The sequence below is a fragment of the Sphingopyxis sp. Root1497 genome (assembly GCF_001427085.1).
Classification (GTDB): Bacteria; Pseudomonadota; Alphaproteobacteria; order Sphingomonadales; family Sphingomonadaceae; genus Sphingopyxis.
Map to the genome: position 1 here is coordinate 1636551 of NZ_LMGF01000005.1, position 20110 is coordinate 1656660.

General features: G+C 66.7%; 20 protein-coding genes. 13 read left to right on the forward strand and 7 right to left on the reverse strand.

Annotated features, from left to right (window positions below; translation table 11 throughout):
- Window positions 1-43 precede the first annotated feature (43 nt).
- On the reverse strand, window positions 44-3208 hold the full coding sequence (locus ASD67_RS22260) for an intermembrane phospholipid transport protein YdbH family protein (RefSeq protein WP_235535789.1): 3165 nt from the start codon (window positions 3206-3208) through the stop codon (window positions 44-46).
- 156 nt (window positions 3209-3364) lie between these two features.
- On the opposite strand from ASD67_RS22260, the gene radC reads away from it, so the two are divergent.
- Both radC and rnk read left to right on the forward strand, forming a co-directional pair.
- A complete protein-coding gene (gene radC, locus ASD67_RS22265) occupies window positions 3365-4042 on the forward strand; it encodes a RadC family protein (protein WP_056351838.1) in 678 nt (225 codons plus the stop codon).
- Window positions 4043-4274: 232 nt separating this feature from the next.
- A complete protein-coding gene (gene rnk / locus ASD67_RS22270; RefSeq protein WP_082545252.1) occupies window positions 4275-4691 on the forward strand; it encodes a nucleoside diphosphate kinase regulator in 417 nt (138 codons plus the stop codon).
- 61 nt (window positions 4692-4752) lie between these two features.
- On the opposite strand, the gene ASD67_RS22275 is transcribed toward rnk, so the two are convergent.
- Complete coding sequence (locus tag ASD67_RS22275; protein WP_056351841.1) at window positions 4753-5295, reverse strand: hypothetical protein; 543 nt, start codon at window positions 5293-5295, stop codon at window positions 4753-4755.
- A 195-nt stretch (window positions 5296-5490) separates the two neighbouring features.
- Here ASD67_RS22275 and purB point away from each other — a divergent pair, with 195 nt between their 5' ends.
- The 8 genes from purB to ASD67_RS22315 all read left to right on the forward strand — a co-directional run bounded on the left by purB (window position 5491) and on the right by ASD67_RS22315 (window position 13112).
- A complete protein-coding gene (purB, locus tag ASD67_RS22280; RefSeq protein WP_056351845.1) occupies window positions 5491-6804 on the forward strand; it encodes an adenylosuccinate lyase in 1314 nt (437 codons plus the stop codon).
- A gap of 232 nt (window positions 6805-7036) precedes the next feature.
- The gene (locus tag ASD67_RS22285; RefSeq protein WP_056351847.1) at window positions 7037-7399 is read left to right on the forward strand and encodes a LapA family protein; all 363 of its coding nucleotides are present in this window, start codon (window positions 7037-7039) and stop codon (window positions 7397-7399) included.
- On the forward strand, window positions 7396-8070 hold the full coding sequence (gene pyrF / locus ASD67_RS22290; RefSeq protein WP_056351851.1) for an orotidine-5'-phosphate decarboxylase: 675 nt from the start codon (window positions 7396-7398) through the stop codon (window positions 8068-8070). The genes ASD67_RS22285 and pyrF overlap by 4 nt, the downstream gene beginning before the upstream one ends.
- 115 nt (window positions 8071-8185) lie before the next feature.
- Window positions 8186-8818 carry a phosphoribosylanthranilate isomerase gene (locus ASD67_RS22295; protein ID WP_056351854.1) on the forward strand — a complete coding sequence of 211 codons (633 nt, stop codon included), beginning with the start codon at window positions 8186-8188 and terminating at the stop codon, window positions 8816-8818.
- Complete coding sequence (gene trpB / locus ASD67_RS22300) at window positions 8815-10026, forward strand: tryptophan synthase subunit beta (protein ID WP_056351856.1); 1212 nt, start codon at window positions 8815-8817, stop codon at window positions 10024-10026. The genes ASD67_RS22295 and trpB overlap by 4 nt, the downstream gene beginning before the upstream one ends.
- On the forward strand, window positions 10023-10814 hold the full coding sequence (gene trpA, locus ASD67_RS22305) for a tryptophan synthase subunit alpha (RefSeq protein ID WP_056351860.1): 792 nt from the start codon (window positions 10023-10025) through the stop codon (window positions 10812-10814). The genes trpB and trpA overlap by 4 nt, the downstream gene beginning before the upstream one ends.
- Window positions 10811-11662 carry an acetyl-CoA carboxylase, carboxyltransferase subunit beta gene (gene accD, locus ASD67_RS22310; RefSeq protein ID WP_056351863.1) on the forward strand — a complete coding sequence of 284 codons (852 nt, stop codon included), beginning with the start codon at window positions 10811-10813 and terminating at the stop codon, window positions 11660-11662. The genes trpA and accD overlap by 4 nt, the downstream gene beginning before the upstream one ends.
- 109 nt (window positions 11663-11771) lie before the next feature.
- Entirely contained in the window at window positions 11772-13112 is a 1341-nt protein-coding gene (locus tag ASD67_RS22315; protein WP_056351866.1) for a bifunctional folylpolyglutamate synthase/dihydrofolate synthase, read from the forward strand.
- A 162-nt stretch (window positions 13113-13274) separates the two neighbouring features.
- Here ASD67_RS22315 and ASD67_RS22320 read toward each other — a convergent pair whose 3' ends face one another.
- The 3 genes from ASD67_RS22320 to ASD67_RS22330 form a co-directional block, all read right to left on the reverse strand.
- Window positions 13275-14018 (reverse strand): tetratricopeptide repeat protein, encoded by a 744-nt coding sequence (locus tag ASD67_RS22320; RefSeq protein ID WP_056351869.1) that lies wholly within the window; start codon window positions 14016-14018, stop codon window positions 13275-13277.
- 2 nt (window positions 14019-14020) lie between these two features.
- Window positions 14021-15433: an MFS transporter gene (locus tag ASD67_RS22325; protein WP_082545253.1), complete on the reverse strand. Its 1413-nt coding sequence runs from the start codon at window positions 15431-15433 to the stop codon at window positions 14021-14023.
- Between the two features lie 103 nt (window positions 15434-15536).
- The gene (locus tag ASD67_RS22330; protein WP_056351872.1) at window positions 15537-15977 is read right to left on the reverse strand and encodes a response regulator; all 441 of its coding nucleotides are present in this window, start codon (window positions 15975-15977) and stop codon (window positions 15537-15539) included.
- 154 nt (window positions 15978-16131) lie between these two features.
- Between ASD67_RS22330 and ASD67_RS22335 the strand changes: the two genes are divergently transcribed.
- Both ASD67_RS22335 and rsmD read left to right on the forward strand, forming a co-directional pair.
- A complete protein-coding gene (locus ASD67_RS22335) occupies window positions 16132-17004 on the forward strand; it encodes a pseudouridine synthase (protein WP_082545254.1) in 873 nt (290 codons plus the stop codon).
- Complete coding sequence (gene rsmD / locus ASD67_RS22340; protein WP_056351875.1) at window positions 17004-17546, forward strand: 16S rRNA (guanine(966)-N(2))-methyltransferase RsmD; 543 nt, start codon at window positions 17004-17006, stop codon at window positions 17544-17546. Before ASD67_RS22335 ends, rsmD begins: the two co-directional genes overlap by 1 nt.
- A 31-nt stretch (window positions 17547-17577) precedes the next feature.
- Here the strand turns inward: rsmD and ASD67_RS22345 are convergent, their stop codons facing one another.
- Window positions 17578-18843 carry an MFS transporter gene (locus ASD67_RS22345; RefSeq protein ID WP_056351878.1) on the reverse strand — a complete coding sequence of 422 codons (1266 nt, stop codon included), beginning with the start codon at window positions 18841-18843 and terminating at the stop codon, window positions 17578-17580.
- A gap of 158 nt (window positions 18844-19001) precedes the next feature.
- Here ASD67_RS22345 and ASD67_RS22350 point away from each other — a divergent pair, with 158 nt between their 5' ends.
- Window positions 19002-19409 (forward strand): hypothetical protein, encoded by a 408-nt coding sequence (locus ASD67_RS22350; protein ID WP_056351881.1) that lies wholly within the window; start codon window positions 19002-19004, stop codon window positions 19407-19409.
- Window positions 19410-19430: 21 nt separating this feature from the next.
- Here ASD67_RS22350 and ASD67_RS22355 read toward each other — a convergent pair whose 3' ends face one another.
- Window positions 19431-19985 (reverse strand): septal ring lytic transglycosylase RlpA family protein, encoded by a 555-nt coding sequence (locus tag ASD67_RS22355; protein WP_056351884.1) that lies wholly within the window; start codon window positions 19983-19985, stop codon window positions 19431-19433.
- Window positions 19986-20110 lie beyond the last annotated feature (125 nt).

Genomic DNA, 20110 nt, shown 5'->3' on the forward strand with positions numbered 1-20110 from the left:
CGACCGATCCCGGCCCGCCTCCTCGCTTCACTTCTTGTTCTCTTCATTGCACGGGCTCGCTTGCTGGAGGCTGAACGGTCGAATTTTTCGCGGCGGCGGCTTTGGCGTCTTCCTGCGCCTGCATCAGCGCCGGCAGATTCTGTTCGATATAGACGGTCGGATCATAAAAGCCCTTGGCCGATGTGATCAACTGGCGGAACGGCGCCTGAATCTTGATGTTGAACACGAGCGGCAGCTTGGCGACCTGGCGCGTGATGAAGTTCTGCGTCGCGCCTTCGCCCTGCCCGATGCCGCCGAAGCGGATGTCGGTGACCATCTCGCCGTCGAGGTCGCCGTTGAGGACGATGGTGAGGTCGTCATATTTGAGGCTGCGCAGCGCCCCGAAGGCAAAATTGGCCATCACGCCAAGGTCGTGGTTGGTCAGCTCGCCGACATAGGCCAGCGTTCCGCCGCCATCGCGCGCGTCGATGCGGCCGCCGACGATCCGTCCGCCGAGTCCGTCGAACTCGACCGGCAGGGTGCCGTCGAACTTGCCCGTCGCGTTGATATTTTCAAACCCGAAATTCTGCAGGAAGATCGCCGCATCGACCCCGACGAGATCGAAGGTCAGCCGTCGCGGCTGATCGGCGTTGAAATTGAGCGTCGTCGGATGCAGCTCGAGCGTGCCGCCGGCAAACGGCCAGCTGCCGCCCTGGATCCGCACCCGATTGTCGCCGAGCAGCTGATATTCGATCTCGCCGTCCTTCACCGGAATTCCCGGATTGAGTTCGGCGAGCCGGACCTTCTGGTTCGGCGCCGAATGGAGACCGATCAGGTCGTCGAAGGTCAGCGTCGTCGTCGCGCCGGTGACCGGACCAAAGGCGGCGGCGAGATTGCTGTTCGCGGTCGCAAAGGTGCCGCGGCTCGTCACCCCGGCGGGCGACCAGTCGATCCTGCCATCGCCGACCACCGATCCCTGCACATTGGCGACGACGCCCAGCGCAAGACGGGTGAGTTGGTCCGGCTGAAAAGTGTCGCCAAAGCGCAATTCGGGAACCTTCAGATCGGCAAATCCGGTTCCACTGCCGAGTTCGTGCCGAATCACGGTGTCGAGCACATGCGCGCCGCTCCGCCGTTCGGCGAAGCCCGCGGTCGCGTCGATCCGGCCATCGGCGAAGCGCAGCGCGGCGTTGGTACTGATCAGCGGGAAGAAGCGCGCGTCGGGTTCGGGCAGCGCGTCGGTCACGACGATCGACCCGTCGAGCCCAAGCACGCCGCCGGTCCAGGTCCAGCGCCCGCCGATCTCGCTCATGTCGAGCGGCACCGCGCCGATCTTGCCGGCCGCGCCGACGAGGTCGCCCGCGAGCCCCTTCGGCGTCGACGCGCCGGTGATCCGTTCGGCGCTGAACCGGGTGACGCCGTCGCCTTCACCCAGACGGACATCGGCGCCCGCCAGCGACCAGCGCATCGTCGTCAGGTCGAACTCGCCGGCCCCGGACGCCAGCGAGAAGGGCGAGCTCCCGCTCGTCCCGCGCAGCGCCAGCCGCGGCATGCGGATCTGTCCGCGCAGCCCGTCGGGACCCGCCGCGAGCAGGGGCTGGCCTGCGCGGCTGCACAAGTCGACCGCCGGCCCGGCGAGCCGGAAGCCGCTGACGTCGATGCGGTCGGCGGCGATCCGCGTGCAACCACCGCTCAGCGCCAGCGCCCCGGTCGGCGCCAGCACGCCGTCGATCGGCACGCGCAATCGCTCGACACGCCCGCCCGCGAGTGGGCCGGTGAGTTCGGCCACCGTTGCAAAGCGCATCATCCCGCCTGCCCCGCCAGAGAAGCGCACCGGCGCCAGCGCCAGCCGCGAACCCTCGGCGACATAGGGCTCAATCCGCGCCAGGCCGGACAGCGTGCCGTCGGCGCGGCGGTCGAGATCGAGTGTGCCTTCGGGCAGTCCGCCACCGCCGAACGCCCATTGGCCCTGCACGACGAAAGCTGGCGCGGCGGCCGCGAATAGATAGCCGATCCGGCTGTCGGCGCCTCCCGTCAGCCGCGCGCCGCTTTCGCTGACCAGATCGAGCCCGATCAGTTCGATACGTGCGGTCTTGCCCTCGCCCGCCAGCACAAAATCGGCCTTGCCGCCGATGTCGCCCAGCATCCGCGCCAGTGCCCCGCTGGCCTTGGAGCCCAGCGGTCCGACCGGACTGCCGGCCAGTCCATTCGCACTCGCGGCGATGCGCTGGCGCAGCCCGGCGCTGGCCGAAGCGCGCGCGAAGCCGATGCTGCCCTTAAGCTTAGGTGCCGCTTTGCCGACCTCGCCGGTCGCGTTGATGTCGACGCGGCTCGCGGCGAATTCGGGTCCACTCAACCGCTGCGCCTCGCCGTCGAAGGTCAGCGCGGTCTTGTCGGCATTGCCCTTGAACCCGGCGAGCAGCGCCACCCGCTCGGCACGCGCCGGGCCGGCGACGAGCGAGGCCAGCGCCGCATCGGCCTTGCCATCCCAGCTCAGCAGGTCGGCGCCCAGCGTCACGTCGAGCGCGACCTGCGGCGCGCGCGCGATGACGCTTTCCTCGGCGCAGCGCACTTCGCGCCCGCGCAGCGGTCCTTTCAGACGCGGTTTCAGGTCACGCACCGTCAAGGGGCCGTAAAAACTGATCGCATCCCCCCGGCATCCGCCCGCATCGATCGTCGGGGCCACCAGCGCGAGCGTCCCCGAAAAATCGCGCTGCAGATGCCCGCGCCCGTTCAGCGTCGCGCCGACATTGCCCCATGGCGTCTCGACCCGCGCCCGCGCGTCGGTCAGCACCGCCGACAGGTCAGGCAGCGCAAAGGGATCGGTGCTCGTCGGATCGCGAAACTTGTCGAGCGCTCCCAGCGACAGCCGTCCGTCCGCGAACCGCCCGTACAGCCGCACGCCGTCGGCGGTGATCGTCGAAACATAAGGCCCGCTCCAACCGTAACCGAGCGAGATTTCGACGACCTTCGCGGTCAGGTCGGGGCGTTTGGGGTCGCCGATGACGACATTGGAAATGCGCTCGGTACGAAAACCGATCTCTTCGATGTCGTAAGTCGCGGGTACGCCCAGCGAATCGAGCTGTTCGCGCACGAAGCGGTCGGCGATCGGCTCGCGCGCCAGCCACAGCCCGCCGACAAGCACCGCGAGCGCCGCGCCGGTCAGCCAGCGCTTCTTGATGCGGCGACGCTGCCTGACCATTCTGGCTGTTTCGACGGAGTCGGTCATGGCGCCTTTATTCGATCCTCATGCGCCCCGGCGAGTCCGCCCTTTGCTGAAAGATAACGCCGAAATGGCGCAATTGGCTGCAAAAGACAGGACGTTGCCATATGCGACAAACCTTATGGCCGTTGAGTGCGCCCCACAAGCTGCTATTCCGGATCCATGGGGGACGCCGATCATACGGGACATCGCGCGCGGCTGCGCGCGCGCTTGCTCGACACTGGCGGCGAGGCGCTCGCCGATTACGAACTCGTCGAATATCTGCTCGCCCTCGCCATCCCGCGCCGCGACACCAAGCCGCTCGCCAAGGCGCTGCTCCGCGAGTTCGGCTCGCTGGCACAGCTGATCGCCGCCGACCCCGATGCGCTGCGCCGTGTCGACGGGCTCGGCGACGGCGCGATCGCGGCGCTCAAGGTCGTCCAGGCAACCGGCCTGCGCATGCTCAGGGGCGAATTTGCCGAACGTCCGCTGCTCTCCAGCTGGGATGCCCTGCTTGACTATCTGCGCGCCGACATGGGGCCGCTCGATATCGAACGCGTCCGCGTCCTCTATCTCAACACGCGCAACATGCTGATTCGCGACGAACTGGTCAGCGAAGGATCAATCGACCAGTCCGCCATCTACACCCGCGAAGTCGTCAAGCGCGCGCTCGAGCTTGGCGCCGCGGCGATCATCCTCGTCCATAATCATCCCAGCGGCAGCCCCGAACCGAGCCGCCAGGATATTGCGATCACCCGCGATATCGCGGCAGCGGCGGCGAAGCTGAGCATCACCCTCCACGACCATATCATCATCGGCGGGTCCGATTATCGCAGCATGCGCGCGATGGGATTGCTCTAGAATCCTGACTGAAGACCCGCGATTTGACTTCCCCCGCCACACAGGACATCATCCCTTTATGCAGATTCGACGCGGCCTTCTCCGCTTCCGTTTCCACGGGGGTCAACTTCTCGCGGGCATCTAGCCCCGGGTTCCGGCGCGTTCGCCCCGAGCCCGGGGCAAATTTCCGACAAAATTTGATCGCGTGCGCGAACGATTGCGTGCGCCTGCCCTTATCCGGAAAGTCCGCACCATGACCCAGACCAAAACCAAATCGCGCGCCGCGCGTCCGGCGATCCACATGATCGACGTCGAAGCCGACCGGCTGACCGAACTCGCGCTGCACAAGCAGCACGAACTGAACCGCATTTATGAAATGCTGCTCGGCGAGATCGACCGTGCGTCGATCTGCAGCCGCGACAAGATTGCCGCCAATGTCGTGACCATGGGGTCCGAGGTGACCTTCACCGATGAAAAGACCGGGACCCAGCGCACGGTCGAACTCGTCTACCCCGCCTTTGCCGACATCGCGGCGGGACGCGTGTCGATCCTGACGCCGGTCGGGGCAGGACTCATCGGCCTGCGTACCGGCCAGTCGATCATGTGGCCCGACCGCGGCGGACAGGAACATCGGTTGACGATCATCGCGGTGAAACAGCCGTCCGAATGAAGGCCAGACGCGATGAAGCCGCCGGATCGCTCCGACGGCTTCACCACCCAGTCAGGGGCGCTTACGCGCCGCGCGACAGGAACGCGGTCAGTTCTTCCTTGCTGACGGTGCCGTTCTTGTCGGCATCGGCAGCACCCCAAGCCTGACCAATCCAGGTCTGAACCTCGGCCGATTCGACATCGACCGTCGGCTCGCTGGCGCTGCGCAGCTTCTTCATCCAGCCCGCGAATTCGACTTCGCTGAGCTCGGCGCTCGAATCGGCGTCATAGGTGGGGAACTCCTTATCGACGATCTGGGCGACCTGGGCCGGAGTTGCGGCGCTGCCGCTCGGCGCGGACTGCGCGGTGGTTGCTTCGCCAGCCGGGGGAGCGGGCTGGCTCGCCGGCGGGGTTGTCGAAGCATCGGGAGCCGGGGTCGGCGCGGGCTGCGCGGCGTCGGGCGCCGGTGCAGGCTGCGTGGCCTCGGTCGCGGGTTCGGACGGCTGGCTTGCCGGCGGCGCGCTGTCGGTCTGGGCCGGCGGCGCGGTCGGATCGGCGGGCTGGTCCTGCGCCAGCGCGGGGAAACTGATCGCGGCGGCGCCAATCAAAAGCATGGTTTTCAACATGATATTTCTCCTGTTGTGATGCGACGCTTCGCCTTGCGCGCCGCTGTCCTGAAGGGGCATAGGGTCAACCGCGCGCCAAAAGCGTAAGTTGCATTTCGGTGGCGATTGGCGGGGCGGCCCGTCCCTGCTAGGGCGCGCCCTGTCGCGATTCCGCGCCGATTCCGCGATAAATTGATCCTAAAGGAAGGAAAAACCATGGTCCCGCGTTACGCCCGGCCCGAAATGACCGCCATCTGGTCGGCCGAAAACCGGTTCCGCATCTGGTTCGAGATCGAGGCGCACGCCACCGACGCGCTCGCCGAAGTGGGCGTCGTACCCCAGGATGCCGCCAAAGCGCTGTGGGACTGGTGGGCGACGAATCCCGTCATCGACGTGCCCGCGATCGATGCGATCGAGGCGGTCACCAAGCATGACGTCATCGCCTTCCTGACCTGGGTTGCCGAGAATGTCGGCGACCAGGCGCGCTTCATGCACCAGGGCATGACGTCGAGCGACGTGCTCGACACCTGCCTCGCGGTCCAGCTCAGCCAGGCCGCCGACCTGTTGCTCGCCGATCTCGACGCCTTGCTCGCCGCGATCGAACGCCGCGCCCGCGAACATAAAATGACCCCGACGATCGGCCGCAGCCATGGCATCCATGCCGAACCGGTGACCTTCGGATTGAAGCTGGCTCAGGCCTATGCCGAGTTCGACCGCTGCAAGACGCGGCTGATCGCGGCACGCGCCGATATCGCGACCTGCGCCATTTCGGGCGCGGTCGGCACCTTCGCCAACATCGACCCGCGCGTCGAGGAGCATGTCGCGGCAAAGCTCGGCCTGTCGGTCGAACCCGTCTCGACCCAGGTCATCCCGCGCGACCGCCATGCGATGTTCTTCGCGACGCTGGGCGTCATCGCCGGATCGATCGAGCGGCTCGCGACCGAAGTCCGCCACCTGCAGCGCACCGAAGTGCTGGAAGCCGAGGAATATTTCTCGCCGGGCCAGAAGGGTTCGTCGGCGATGCCGCACAAGCGCAACCCGATCCTGACCGAGAATCTCACCGGCCTTGCGCGCATGGTGCGCAGCGCGGTCGTCCCGGCGCTCGAAAATGTCGCGCTGTGGCACGAACGCGACATCAGCCATTCGTCGGTCGAGCGCTTCATCGGTCCCGACGCGACGATCACCCTCGACTTCGCATTGGGCCGCCTGACCGGCGTGGTCGACAAATTGCTCGTCTATCCCGAACGGATGCAGAAGAATCTCGACCGCATGGGCGGCCTCGTCCATTCGCAGCGCGTCCTGCTCGCGCTGACACAGGCGGGGGCGAGCCGCGAGGAAAGCTATGTCCTCGTCCAGCGCAACGCGATGAAGGTGTGGGAAAGCGACGGCGCGCTGTCACTGCTCGACCTACTCAAGGCCGACGCCGACGTCACCGCGAAACTGTCGGCCGACGAACTGACCGCGCTGTTCGACCTCGGTTACCACCTCAAGCATGTCGACACGATCTTCGCGCGGGTGTTCGGGGAGTAATGGCTCAATCCTCCCTGTCGCGAAGCGATGGGGAGGTGGCAGCCCACAGGGCTGACGGAGGGGCCGACGCCGTCAGGCGCCGTGCAAGCTTTCGGCCCCTCCACCATTCGCTTCGCGAGCGGTTCCCCTCCCCGCCGCTTCGCGGCAGGGAGGATCAAAGGCACGCCCCCCTCTGGAAACCCGCGCCAAACTCGCTTAGGACTCATGCGGGGTCGGAACAGGAGCAACAGACGTGGGCATAGTACGGACGATCATCTGGGTTTTGCTCACCGCGGTGCTGGTCGTGTTTTCGATGGCGAACTGGAACCCGATCACCGTCACCATCTGGCCGGGTCAGGTGCTCGACACCAAATTACCGGTGCTGATCCTCGTCTCGTTCCTGATCGGCAGCGTCCCGCTATGGATCGCGCTGCGCGCCGCGCGCTGGTCGCTCAAACGCCGCCTCGACCATAGCGAGCGCCAGCTCTCCGACCTGCGCGCGATGGCGAACCGCCCCGCAGATGCCCCGGCGACCGCGCCGCTTGCCGCGACGCCGGTGAACGACGTTCCCCCGACCGCCACCCCGACCGACCTCTTTCCTACGGACAAGCCATGACCTCGCCGCTCTATCTCGCGATCGACACCACCCACCTCGACGTCGCGCAGACGCTGGCGCAGAAGGTGCGGCACCATGTCGGCGGGCTGAAACTCGGGCTCGAATTCTTCTGCGCCAACGGCCATCATGGCGTGCATGAAATGGCCAAGATCGGCCTGCCGATCTTCCTCGATCTCAAGCTCCACGACATCCCGAATACCGTCGCCAAGGCGATTCAGGCGCTGCGCCCGCTCGAACCCGCGATCATCACCGTCCACGCGGCGGGCGGCCGTGCGATGCTCGAAGAGGCGAAGGCGTCCGCCGGGACGAACACCAAGGTTGTGGCGGTCACGGTGCTGACCAGCCTCGACGCCCCCGATCTCGAAGATATCGGCGTCGGCGGCACCCCGCACGACCAGGTCGTCCGCCTGACCAAACTCGCGCGCGAATCGGGCCTCGACGGCATCGTCTGTTCGGGTCAGGAAGTGAAGATCGCGCGTAACACCTGGCCAGGCGGCTATTTCGTCGTCCCCGGCGTCCGCCCCGCGAACGGCAGCGCCGGTGACCAGAAGCGGATCGTCACCCCGGCGCAGGCGATGGCCGACGGCGCGTCGATCCTGGTGGTCGGCCGCCCGATCAGCCAGTCGCCCGACCCCGACCTGGCAGCGCGCGAGATCGAGGCAACGCTTTAGGCCTGCACGCACTCCCTTTCCCGTTCGTGTCGAGCGAAGTCGAGACACGCCAACACAGCGCCAGACGTGTCTCGACTTCGCTCGACACGAACGGACATTGGATCATCCGGTAGCCATGCCTCCACTCGTCAAAATCTGCGGCCTCAAGACGTCCGAAGAGGTCGAGGCCGCCATCCGTCACGGCGCCACGCACATCGGTCTCAATCATTACGAACCCAGCCCGCGCTACGTCGATCTCGACACCGCGGCCGAGTTGCGCAAGCAGGCCGCCGCAGGCGGCGTCAAGGTCGCACTCCTGCTCGTGAACGCGGGGCCGCAACTCACCGGCGCCGCATGGAGCGCGGTGCGGCCTGACATCCTCCAGTTCCACGGCAACGAGACCCCCGAGTGGATCAACGCGGTCAAGACGAACACCAAGACCGAGGCGTGGAAGGCGGTCGGGCTGAAGGATGCGGGGACGCTGACGCGCTCGCTGCAATATGAGGGCGTCGTCGACCGGCTGCTCTTCGATGCCCCCGCGCAGGCGATGCCGGGCGGGACCGGCACGCGCTTCGACTGGTCGCTGCTCGTCGGGCATCGACACAGCATCGACTGGGGCATTGCCGGCGGCCTCACGCCCGTCAACGTCGCCGAGGCCATCGCCGCGACCAACGCGCCGCTCGTCGACGTCTCGTCGGGTGTCGAGAGCGCACCGGGCGTCAAGGATGTGGACAAGATCGCGGCTTTCCTTAAAGCGGCGGGCCGATGACACACGCACCCAACAGCCTTCGCACCGGCCCCGACGAGCGCGGCCATTTCGGCCAATTCGGCGGGCGCTACGTCGCCGAAACGCTGATGCCGCTGATCCTCGACCTCGATCGCGAATATCGCGCGGCGCAGGCCGACCCGGCGTTCAAGGCCGAATTCGACGACCTGCTGAAGAATTATGTCGGCCGCCCGAGCCCGTTGTGGCTCGCGCAGCGGCTGACCGATCACCTCGGCGGGGCGAAGATCTACCTCAAGCGCGAGGACCTCAACCACACCGGCGCACACAAGATCAACAATTGCATCGGCCAGATCCTGCTCGCGAAAAGGATGGGCAAGCAAAAGATCATCGCCGAGACCGGCGCCGGCCAGCATGGCGTCGCCACCGCAACCGTCGCGGCGCTGTTCGGCCTGCCCTGCACGATCTTCATGGGCGCGGTCGACGTCGCGCGGCAGCAGCCGAACGTGTTCCGCATGAAGCTGCTCGGCGCCGAGGTGGTCGCGGTCGAGAGCGGCGCAAAAACGCTCAAGGACGCGATGAACGAGGCGCTGCGCCATTGGGTCGCGAACGTCCACGACACCTTCTACATCATCGGCACCGTCGCCGGGCCGCACCCCTATCCCGAACTGGTTCGCGATTTCCAGTCGGTGATCGGCGACGAAGCGCGGGCGCAGATATTGGAGGCCGAGGGTCGCCTGCCCGACATGCTGATCGCCCCCGTCGGCGGCGGATCGAACGCGATCGGGCTGTTCCATCCGTTTCTGGATGACGACGGCGTCGAGATCGTCGGCGTCGAAGCGGCGGGCGAAGGGCTGGACGGCAAGCATGCCGCGAGCCTTGCCGGCGGGCGGCCGGGCATCCTGCACGGCAACAAGACCTATCTGCTCCAGGACGAAGACGGCCAGATCACCGAGGCGCACAGCATCTCGGCGGGGCTCGACTATCCGGGCATCGGGCCCGAGCATAGCTGGCTGCACGACATCGGCCGCGTCCGCTACGAACCCGTCACCGACGATGAGGCGCTGGCGAGTTTCCAGAAACTCACCCAGCTCGAAGGGATCATTCCGGCGCTGGAAAGCGCGCATGCGATCGCCGCGGCAGAGCGCATCGCGCCGACGTTGGGCCGGGACAAGATCATCATCGTCAACTGCTCGGGCCGCGGGGACAAGGATATCTTCACCGTGGCCGAAGCGTTGGGGGTGGCGTTGTGACCCGCTTCACTACCACCTTCGCCAAGCCCCACCCCGCGCTCGTCGCCTTCATCACCGCGGGCGACGGCGATACCGCAGCGAACCTCGACGCACTCGTCGCGGGCGGCGCCGATGTGATCGAACTCGGCATGCCGTTCACCGATCCGATGGCCGACGGCCCCGCGATCCAGGCGGCGAATTTGCGCAGCCTCGCGAAAGGCACGACCACCGCCGATATTTTCGCGATGGCGACGGCTTTCCGCGCGCGCCATCCCGACACCCCGCTCGTCCTGATGGGCTATGCCAATCCGATGACGGTGCGCGGCGCCGACTGGTTCGCCGCCGAATGCACCAAGGCCGGGGTCGACGGGATCATCTGCGTCGATATCCCGTCGGAGGAAGACCCCGAACTCGGTCCCGCGCTCCGCGCCGCCGGGGTCGACCTGATCCGCCTCGCGACGCCGACCACCGACCCCGCGCGCCTGCCCGCCGTCCTCGATGGCGCGGGCGGCTTCCTCTATTATGTCAGCGTCGCCGGCATCACCGGCCAGCAACAGGCCGCGCAGGCGAGCATCGACGAAGCGGTCGCGCGGCTGAAAGCCGCGACCGACCTGCCCGTCGCGGTCGGCTTCGGCGTCCGCACCCCCGAGCAGGCGGCGCAAATCGCGAAGGTCGCCGACGGCGTCGTCGTCGGTTCGGCGTTCATCGACATCATCGCGCAGCATGGCGACACCGCTGCGCCTTATGTCGAGGCCTTCACCCGCACCCTCGCCGATGCTATTCATAGCGCCAAGGAGATCGCCGCATGAGCTGGCTCGAACGCGTCCGCAACGCCCTGCCCTTCGCGGCGAAGCGCGATACCGCCGACAATCTTTGGCACAAGTGCCGCGAATGCCAGCAGATGGTGTTCGTCAAGGAATGGGCCGACAATCTCAACGTCTGCCCGCGCTGCGACCATCACGACCGCATCGGCGCCAGCGAGCGGTTCCTGCAATTGTTCGACGGCGGCCTGCACGAAATCCTCGCCGCGCCGCCGGCGCCCGAGGATCCGCTGAAGTTCCGCGACACCAAGAAATATGTCGATCGCATCAAGGCCGCGCGCGCCTCGACCGGCGACCGCGACGCCTACCAGAACGCTTTTGGCCGCATCGGCGGGCATCCCGCGGTCGTCGGCGTGCAGGATTTCGCCTTCATGGGCGGCTCGATGGGGGTCGCGGTGGGCGAAGCCTTTGTCGCCGGGGTCGAGGAATCGATGCGGCGCGGTGCCCCCTATATCGCGATCACCGCCGCGGGCGGCGCGCGGATGCAGGAAGGCACGCTGTCGCTGATGCAGATGCCGCGCGCGACCGTCGCACTGGCGCGGCTGCGCCGGGCGGGGCTGCCCTATATCGTGCTGCTGACCGACCCGACGACCGGCGGGGTCACCGCGAGCTATGCGATGCTCGGCGATGTCCAGATCAGCGAACCCAAGGCACTGATCGGCTTTGCAGGTCAACGCGTGATCGAGAATACGATCCGCGAAAAATTGCCCGAAGGCTTCCAGCGCGCCGAATATCTGCTCGATCACGGGATGATCGACATGGTCGTGCACCGCAAGGAATTGCCCGCGACGCTGGGCCGCCTGATCGGATATCTGGCGCCCGAGAAGGCGGCCTGACGACCACAACATCGTCATTGCGAGCGAAGCGAAGCAATCCAGTGTCGCATAAACCGCCCTGGATTGCTTCGCTTCGCTCGCCATGACGAAGTGATTTAGAGCAACGATCATGCCCGACCACGCGCACAGCGCCGATCCCGCCGTCCAGGCCCAGCTCGACCGCCTCACCGCGCTGTCGCCGGGGCGCGACATCCTCGGCCTCGAACGCATCGCCGAGATTTGCGCACGCCTCGGCAACCCGCAGAATAGCCTCCCGCGAACCTTCCATGTCGCGGGCACCAACGGCAAAGGGTCAACCTGCGCCTATCTCCGCGCGATCCTCGAAGCGCAGGGACGCCGCGTGCACAGCTACACCAGCCCGCATCTCGTGCGCTTCAACGAGCGCATCCGGATCGCGGGGACGCTGATCGACGACGCTGCTCTGGCGTCGCTGCTCAAAGAAGTGCTCGACGTCGCCCAAGACCTGCAGGCGAGCTTCTTCGAGATCACGACAGCCGCCGCCTTCCTCGCCTTCGCGCGGACCCCCGCCGACGACTGCATCATCGAGGTCGGGCTCGGCGGGCGGCTCGATGCGACCAATGTCATCCCGGCGCCCGCGGTGTGCGGCATCGCCTCGCTCGGCATCGACCATGAGGCGTTCCTGCTCGCGCCCGAGGCGGGCACGCCCGGCGATCCCGCCGTCCGCATCGCGTGGGAAAAGGCCGGCATCTTCAAGCCCGGCGCGACGCTCGCGACGCTCGCTTATCCCGAACCGCTTATGCGCATCATCGGGGATCGCGCCGAAGCCGTTGGCGGTTCGCTGTTTTCCGAAGGGCGCGACTGGAGCATCGAGACACAGGACGAAGGCTTTCGCTGGACCTCGAAATTCGGCTCGATCGCCGCCCTGCTCGAAACACGGATGGCCGGCGCGCACCAGCAGCGCAACGCAGGCCTCGCGATCGCGATGCTCAACATCGCCCCGCATCCGCGCCCTGACGAGGCCGCGGTGGCGCAAGGCGTCGCCACCGCCTTCTGGCCGGGTCGGATGCAGAAGCTCGCCGACGGCCCGCTCACCCGCCTTCTACCCGCCGGCACGACCGTCTGGCTCGACGGCGGTCACAATCCCGACGCGGGGACCGCGCTCGGACGCGCCCTCGAGGACCATGCGCCGCTCCACATCGTCTGCGGCCTGCTGAGCAACAAGGACGCGACGGGCTTCCTGCGACCCTTCGCCAACCGCATCGCATCATTCCAGGCGGTGCCGATCCCCGGCCACGAGCATCACGATCCCAAGGATCTCTGTCATTGGGTACAGAGCGATCTGGGGATCATCGACGCACAGCCCTGCGCCGATGTCGTGGCGGCGCTGCGTCATATCGCGGCGCACCGACCGCCGGGCGAGGTGCTGATCTGCGGGTCGCTGTACCTCGCGGGGGTGGTGCTGGGCGCCAATGGCGAAGTGCCGATTTGAGGGGCGGTTTGGGGGAGGGATTTCAATGCCATCTCCCATTTCCATTCGTGTCGAGCGTAGTCGAGACACGCTTTGGGAGCGCCGGCCTTCAGGGTGTCTCGACTACGCTCGACACGAACGGGATTCATGGGACGACTTGCCGACGAACGCCCAAAAGCCGCCCTAGCCCAGCTCGGCCAGCATCCGCTTTGCCCAGTCATACATGTCGGCGTTGGCCTTGAGCATCGCCGGCGGGGTGCGCTTCTTGCGCATCTCGACCTCGTTCAGCATCGCCCGGGCTCCCGCCTTGTCGCCGCCCGCAATGAGCAGCCCCGCGATCCGGCAGCGCACCTCGTCGCCGGGCACGCGGTCGACGATGCCGCGATACAGCGTCAGCGCCTCGACGCTGCGGTCGTCGAGCTCCGCAACCTTGGCGCGCAGCAGATCGCGCCGGTCGCGCTCCGATTGTGATCCGGTTTCGGGTAGCCGGTCGAGCGCCGCCAGCGCATCGGCGACGAGGCCGGCGTCATAGGCCGCCTCGGCGATCCGCATCCCGATCGCGCGGTCGACGTGCGGCGACATGCGCTCGGCCTCGCGAAACTGTTTCAAGGCCTCGTCATAGCGTTCGCGGATCATCAGCGCGTCGCCATATTCCAGCCGGTTGGCGATCGTGTCGCTGAACGCGACCGCGTCGCGCGCCTCGCGCACCCGGCGTTCGGGATCGATGCTGTCGGCGATATTCGCCTGCACCTGCCGCACCCGCCGGTCGCGCGACAGGTTCGGCATGATCTCGACGATGAAATAGGCGAGCATGCCGATCATCGGCAGGAAGGCGATCGCCATCACCCACGCCGTGTTCCGCCCGTTGCGGAAGACATGGACGATGCAGGCGACCTGCAGCGCGATGGTGACGCCGATCCAGAGCATGGTCAGCCCACCGGCTTGGGAGCGGCTTCCTGGTCAACATCCACCTTGCCGGCTGTGCCGACCGACAGGTCGACCAGCCCGCTCCGCATCATCCACCAGAACAGCAATATTCCCGGTAACGCCGCGACGACGGTGAAGAGGTAGAAGTTCACATTGCCGAACTCCTCCATCATCGTACCCGCGGTCGTACCCGTCAGGAAGCGCCCGACGACGCTCGCCGCCGAGCTGATCAGCGCATAATGCGCGGCGGTGAAGCGGAGGTCGCACAGGGCCGAGAAATAGGCGACGACCACGACGCCGCCGATCCCGCTCGCGATATTCTCAAAGCCAATCGCGCCCGCAAGGCCCCAATTGCTGTGCCCCGCCATCGCGAGCAGCGCGAAACTGAAATTGCTCACCGCCATCAGGATCAGGCTGATCAGCACCGACTTCTTCATGCCGAGCCGGGCATAGAGGATGCCGCCGATGAAAATGCCGATCAGATAGGCCCAGAAACCGATACCGACGTCATAGATGGCGATCTCGTCGTTGCTGAATCCCAGGTCATCGAGCAGCAGGCGCAGCGTCAGCTGGCCCAGCGTGTCGCCGATCTTGTGGAGAAGGATGAACAGCAGCACCAGCCACGCGCCATGGCGGCTGAAAAATTCGGTGAACGGGCCGACGATGCCGGCGACGATGCCGGGACGCCCCTCGCGGGTCACCGCGTCGCGGTGTCGCTCGGGCTCGCCGACCCAGAAGGCGGCGATCACGGCCGGCAGGGCGAACAGCGCGCAGGCCAGATAAGCCGCTTCCCACCCCTGTCGTGCCGCCAGAAACAGCGCCAGCCCGCCCGCGCCTGCGGAACCCAGCCGCCAGCCATATTGCGACATGCCCGACCCGACGCCAAGCTGTTCGGGCTTGAGAATCTCGATGCGATAGGCGTCGATGACGACGTCGAACGTCGCGCCGGCAAAGCCGACGAGGACGGCACCGACGGCCATTTCGAACAGCGCGGCGAATTCGCCTTCGTGGCCAAGTCCGAACAATTGCATGAATTGGCCCACCGGCGACCCACCGACGTTGGTTGGATCGACCAGCGCGAGGTTGCCCACCGCGAGCATCACCAGCGCTGCGGTCAGGATCAGCCACGACACGCGCTGACCGAGACGACCGATGACGGGAAGGCGCACCGCATCGACGACCCACGCCCATAGCGGCTTGAGATTATAGACGAGGAACGCGAGCGAAAAGGCGGTGATGGACGATTTCTGAAACCCGTCCTGCGCCAGTCGCGTGGTCAGCGTCGCCCCGATCATCGCAAAGGGAAAGCCCGACGAAATGCCGAGAAGCAAGGCAGCCAGCGGCGCGCGCTGAAGATAGGGGCGGATACTGTCCGACCAGCTCTGGCGCGGCGGCGTCACGGTTTCAGGCTGCAAGCTCGTCTCCCCTTCCCGCCACGCGGAACCTCGAAGACGGGCCTAAAGCCTCGGGGTCAAATTGGAAGCGCCTATTTGGCGGCCCAGCGCTGAACCGTTCGGCTTACGCCGCCTCGGGCCGCCAATATGTCGTCAGCCCGCTCACCTTGCGCGGCGGCGCCTCGTTCTTGCAGCTCATCGCCTCGAGCGCCCGCAGCGCCGCGACCAGCGCCGACGCGCTGTGTGGCTTGTTCAGGCAGGCGAGCGCGATGTCGGCGGCATCCTCGGGGCATTGGCCGGTCACCAGCAGCACCGCGATGCCGCGATCGCGCGCCAGCCGCGCGACGTCGCGCCCGGTCATGTCGCCCGCGAGTCCGAGGTCGAGCACCAGCGCGTCGATCTGTTCGACCGCCATCAGCGCCACCGCCGCCTCACCCGAATCGACCGAGGCGATCACGTCGTAACCGCTGTGTTTCAGGGTCCGCTCATTGTCGAACGCGACCAGCGGGTCATCCTCGATGACCAGCAGCCGCTTAATGCACGACGGGCGGGGCGCGAACAGCATGATGACTCCCTTTATCGGCGACATGACGCGCTGATACCCTTCCTGCAAGCCGGCTTTTGCGCACCATCGACGAAGCGGTGCATTTCCGGCTATGAGCGTGGTCACAGCGCAACACTTTGCCCCGAATAACGACAAGAAAGCCGTTTCCGTTCCCATGAAATCACCCCGCCCTCCCCGATCGGGGCCGCGCACCGCGCGCCCCGCCGACGACAAGCCCGATGCCCTCCGCGGCCGCCGCGCCGCGCGCGTCGCCGCGCCCCCGCGCAAAGCCAAGGATGCCGAGCCCGAGCATGAGGACGGCCCGCAGCGCATCGCCAAGCTGCTCGCCCGCGCTGGCGTCGGATCGCGCCGCGACGTCGAACGCATGGTCGAGGAAGGGCGCATCGCGCTCAACGGCCAGATCGTGGTGCACCCGGCGCCGCTGCTGACCTCGCTGGAAGGGCTGACCGTCGACGGCAATCCGGTCGCCAAGCCGGTCTCGACGCGACTCTATCGTTTTCACAAGCCCGCGGGCTGCATCACCGCGGCGCGCGATCCCAAGGGGCGCAAGACGATCTATGACCTGCTGCCCAAGGGCCTGCCGCGCCTGATGCCCGTCGGCCGCCTCGACTATAATACCGAGGGGCTGCTGCTGCTGACCAACGACGGCGAGTTCAAGCGCCAGCTCGAACTGCCCGCCAGCGGGGTCGAACGCACCTATCGCGCCCGCGCCTTTGGCGAGATCAGCCAGGTCCAGCTCGAGGAACTGGCGATGGGGATCGAGATCGAGGGCGTGCGCTATGGCAAGATCATCGCCAACCTCGAACGCCGCACCGGGCGCAACCAGTGGGTCGAAATGACGCTGACCGAGGGGAAGAATCGCGAAGTGCGCAAGGTGCTCGAACATTTCGGGCTGCAGGTCAGCCGCCTGATCCGCACCCGTTACGGCGAGTTCAGCCTCGAAGGGCTTGGCATGGGCGATGTCGACGTCGTGCCGCGCGACGATCTGTTCAAATTCCGCCGCCACCTCGGTTCGGGCAAGCCCTGATGCGTGTGATTTCGGGAGAATGGCGCGGCCGCAAGCTGATCGCGCCCAAGGGCGATGCGACGCGGCCGACCGCCGACCGCACGCGCGAGACCCTGTTCTCGATGCTCGCGAGCCGCCTCGGCAGCTTCGAAGGGCTCCACGTCGCCGACCTGTTCGCGGGATCAGGCGCGCTCGGCATCGAGGCGCTGTCGCGCGGCGCCGAGCATTGCCTGTTCGCCGAGCAGGATCGCGACGCGCTCGATGCGTTGACGGGCAATCTCGCCGCGCTTGGCGCCGCCGCGCGTGCGGATGTGCGCGCCGGATCGGTGCTCAGCCTCGGCCCGGCGAAACGCAGCTACGACCTGCTGCTGCTCGACGCCCCATACGCCACCGGCGCCGGCAGCGTCGCGCTCGACAAATTGAACCGCCTCGGCTGGATCGCGCCCGAGACCTGGGTTTCGGTCGAAACTGGCGAGAAGGAGGCCGTCGAGGTCGCGGGCTTCGAGATCGATGCCGAACGCAAGGTTGGCAAAGCGAAGCTGACGCTGCTGCGTTCCGTATAGATCCTCCCTGCGGCGTAGCCGTGGGGAGGATTCAGGATGGGCGCCCGCGCACCATCGCCAGCCCGCCGAAACTGATCACTCCGGCGAGCGCGAGATACAGCCCGACCGCCCCGGTGCCGCGCCAGTCGCCGAGCGCCTGCGCGACGATCGGTGCGGCGGCGCCGCCCAAAATGCCGCCGGCGTTGAAGGTCATCGACGCGCCGGTGTAGCGCACCTCGACCGGGAACAGCCCGGTCAGCCAGGCGCCGAGCGGGCCATAGACCAGCCCCATCACGAACAGCGCCGACGCGAGTCCGGCAAAGATCAGCCACCACGATCCCGACGCCAGCGCCGGCCCGAACAGGAAGCCGATCAGGATCGTCGCGCCGCATCCCCAGGTCAGCACTTTCTGCGCGCTCGCCGCGTCGCTCCAGTAACCGGCGACGATAATCCCTACCGCCATGAACAGGATCGCGCCGAGCTGGATCAGCAGGAACTGCTCCTTCGGATAACCGAGCGTCGTCGTGCCATGCGCGAGCGCGAAGCTGGTCGAGAGGTAGAAGATCGCGAAACAGGCGACGACCGCGAAGGTGCCCGCGAGCGTCGGCAGCAGATGATGCTTGACCAGCTCGCCGATCGGCACCCCGACGGGGCGATCCTGTTCGAGCGCCTCGGCGAAATCGGGGGTCTCGCCGATCTTGAGCCGCACCCACAGCCCGAGTCCGACGAGGATCGCCGACAGCAGGAAGGGGATGCGCCATCCCCATGCGGCGAACTCGGCATCGCTCATGCCCAGCCCGAGCAGCAGGAACAGGCCATTCGCCGCGATGAACCCCACCGGCGCGCCCAATTGCGGCACCATGCCGAAACGCGCGCGCCAGCCCGGCGGCGCATTCTCGACCGCGAGCAACGCCGCTCCGCCCCACTCGCCGCCCAGCCCGAAGCCCTGTCCGAAGCGCAGGATGCAGAGCAGCAGCGGCGCGACCCAGCCGACCATCGCATAGGTCGGCAGGAAAGCGATCAGCAGCGTCGAAATGCCCATCAGCATCAGCGACGCGACCAATGTCGATTTGCGCCCGATCCGGTCGCCATAATGGCCGAACACCACCGCCCCGACGGGCCGCGCAAAAAAGGCGAGGCCGAAGCTCATGAAGCTCAGCATCAGCTGCGCCGACGGCGATTCGGACGGAAAGAAGAGCGGCCCGAACACCAAAGCGGCGGCGGTGCCATAGATATAGAAATCGTAGAATTCGACCGCGGTGCCGACGAGGCTCGCGGTCAGGATGCGCCGATGCTTGCGATAGGGTGCCAGATCCATGGGCGAACAACCCCTCCCCTTGTTGATTTTCGCCGCCTTGGGCGCTTTGGGCGGTCGAACGCAAGACCGAATAGATTTCGCGCGCTGGCGCACGACGGCCGCGGCAATCCCCATCGGCGATGGTTGACGTCCGGCCTCGCTCTTCTAAAACGCGCGCAATGCAACTGGCCTATATCAAGGACGAGCCCGGGTTCGAAGCCGGCTTGCGTTTCCAGATATCGCCGCACGTCGAACATTTCGCCAGTCTGGTCTGGAGTTTTCCCTTCGGCGAAATCTTTTGCGCCCCTCTTCGCCGCGCAACCGACCGGTTCGATCCTTATGGGGTGTGCGAAATTCCATCCCCCTGTTGGATCGAAATCGCTCGCGCCGCCGACGAATGGGATAATCGGCTGCGCGCCGACCTCCCGATTCCGGACGATATCCGCCTCTTCGGTGGAGGAGAACTCGCCCAGCTGCTGGAAAATAGCGGAGGTCGACGCCGATGCCTCGACGCGCTCCGGCTGACATCATATTGGCTTCGCAAGGCTGCGGCGGAGTATCCGACGCTCACTTTCTACGGCGTATAGATCCGACGACGTCTACCCGCATCACTGGCCTTTTGCCGGTACCCGCGCCCGCAACCCTTGCAATTCCCGCCCCGACAAAGGCGGCAGCGACGCCGCCGCTTTGCCGTCGCGCAGGCGTTTGCGATCCTTTTCCGACGGCTCGACGCGGCGGACGCGCACCGCGGCATGACCCTGCGCCTTGATGCCGAGTTCCTCGGCCGCGGCGCGCGACAGGTCGATGATCCGGCCCTGCGCAAAGGGGCCGCGATCGTTGACCCGCACGATGATCCGGCGGCCGCTGTCGAGCGCGGTCACCTCGACATAGGTCGGCAGCGGCAGCGTGGTGTGCGCGGCGGTGATCCAGCCGGGCCGGAATGGCTCGCCATTGGCGGTGCGGTTGCCCGATTCGTTGCCGTACCAGCTGGCGTAGCCGACCGCGTCATAACCCGGCGCGGCGGCGGGCACATAGGTGGTGCCGCGAACCGCATAAGCCGGGCCGATCCGCACCGGGGTGTCGCTGACGGCACGGAAATTGCCGCCGGCGCAGGCGGTTAGCAGCAGGGCTGCCGATGCGGGGATCAGGGAACAGGCGCGCATCTGGGTGACGGTAGAGGCGAAGATGGGCGGGATAAAGGGTTGCGTGGGTATTTGGGCGTGGGGAGCGGACGATCCTCCCCGGAACGGGGAGGATCGCTATGTCCGCAACCAAATCCACCCCTCCC

Excerpts from the sequence above, each read along its gene's own strand:
- ASD67_RS22355 (WP_056351884.1), bottom strand. The coding sequence starts at position 19,985 with ATGCGCGCCTGTTCCCTGATCCCCGCATCGGCAGCCCTGCTGCTAACC.
- rnk (WP_082545252.1), top strand. The coding sequence starts at position 4,275 with ATGACCCAGACCAAAACCAAATCGCGCGCCGCGCGTCCGGCGATCCAC.
- ASD67_RS22275 (WP_056351841.1), bottom strand. The coding sequence starts at position 5,295 with ATGTTGAAAACCATGCTTTTGATTGGCGCCGCCGCGATCAGTTTCCCC.
- pyrF (WP_056351851.1), top strand. The coding sequence starts at position 7,396 with ATGACCTCGCCGCTCTATCTCGCGATCGACACCACCCACCTCGACGTC.
- accD (WP_056351863.1), top strand. The coding sequence starts at position 10,811 with ATGAGCTGGCTCGAACGCGTCCGCAACGCCCTGCCCTTCGCGGCGAAG.
- purB (WP_056351845.1), top strand. The coding sequence starts at position 5,491 with ATGGTCCCGCGTTACGCCCGGCCCGAAATGACCGCCATCTGGTCGGCC.
- ASD67_RS22345 (WP_056351878.1), bottom strand. The coding sequence starts at position 18,843 with ATGGATCTGGCACCCTATCGCAAGCATCGGCGCATCCTGACCGCGAGC.
- radC (WP_056351838.1), top strand. The coding sequence starts at position 3,365 with ATGGGGGACGCCGATCATACGGGACATCGCGCGCGGCTGCGCGCGCGC.
- ASD67_RS22260 (WP_235535789.1), bottom strand. The coding sequence starts at position 3,208 with ATGACCGACTCCGTCGAAACAGCCAGAATGGTCAGGCAGCGTCGCCGC.
- ASD67_RS22350 (WP_056351881.1), top strand. The coding sequence starts at position 19,002 with ATGCAACTGGCCTATATCAAGGACGAGCCCGGGTTCGAAGCCGGCTTG.
- ASD67_RS22320 (WP_056351869.1), bottom strand. The coding sequence starts at position 14,018 with ATGCTCTGGATCGGCGTCACCATCGCGCTGCAGGTCGCCTGCATCGTC.
- ASD67_RS22315 (WP_056351866.1), top strand. The coding sequence starts at position 11,772 with ATGCCCGACCACGCGCACAGCGCCGATCCCGCCGTCCAGGCCCAGCTC.
- ASD67_RS22295 (WP_056351854.1), top strand. The coding sequence starts at position 8,186 with ATGCCTCCACTCGTCAAAATCTGCGGCCTCAAGACGTCCGAAGAGGTC.
- trpB (WP_056351856.1), top strand. The coding sequence starts at position 8,815 with ATGACACACGCACCCAACAGCCTTCGCACCGGCCCCGACGAGCGCGGC.
- ASD67_RS22330 (WP_056351872.1), bottom strand. The coding sequence starts at position 15,977 with ATGCTGTTCGCGCCCCGCCCGTCGTGCATTAAGCGGCTGCTGGTCATC.
- ASD67_RS22335 (WP_082545254.1), top strand. The coding sequence starts at position 16,132 with ATGAAATCACCCCGCCCTCCCCGATCGGGGCCGCGCACCGCGCGCCCC.
- rsmD (WP_056351875.1), top strand. The coding sequence starts at position 17,004 with ATGCGTGTGATTTCGGGAGAATGGCGCGGCCGCAAGCTGATCGCGCCC.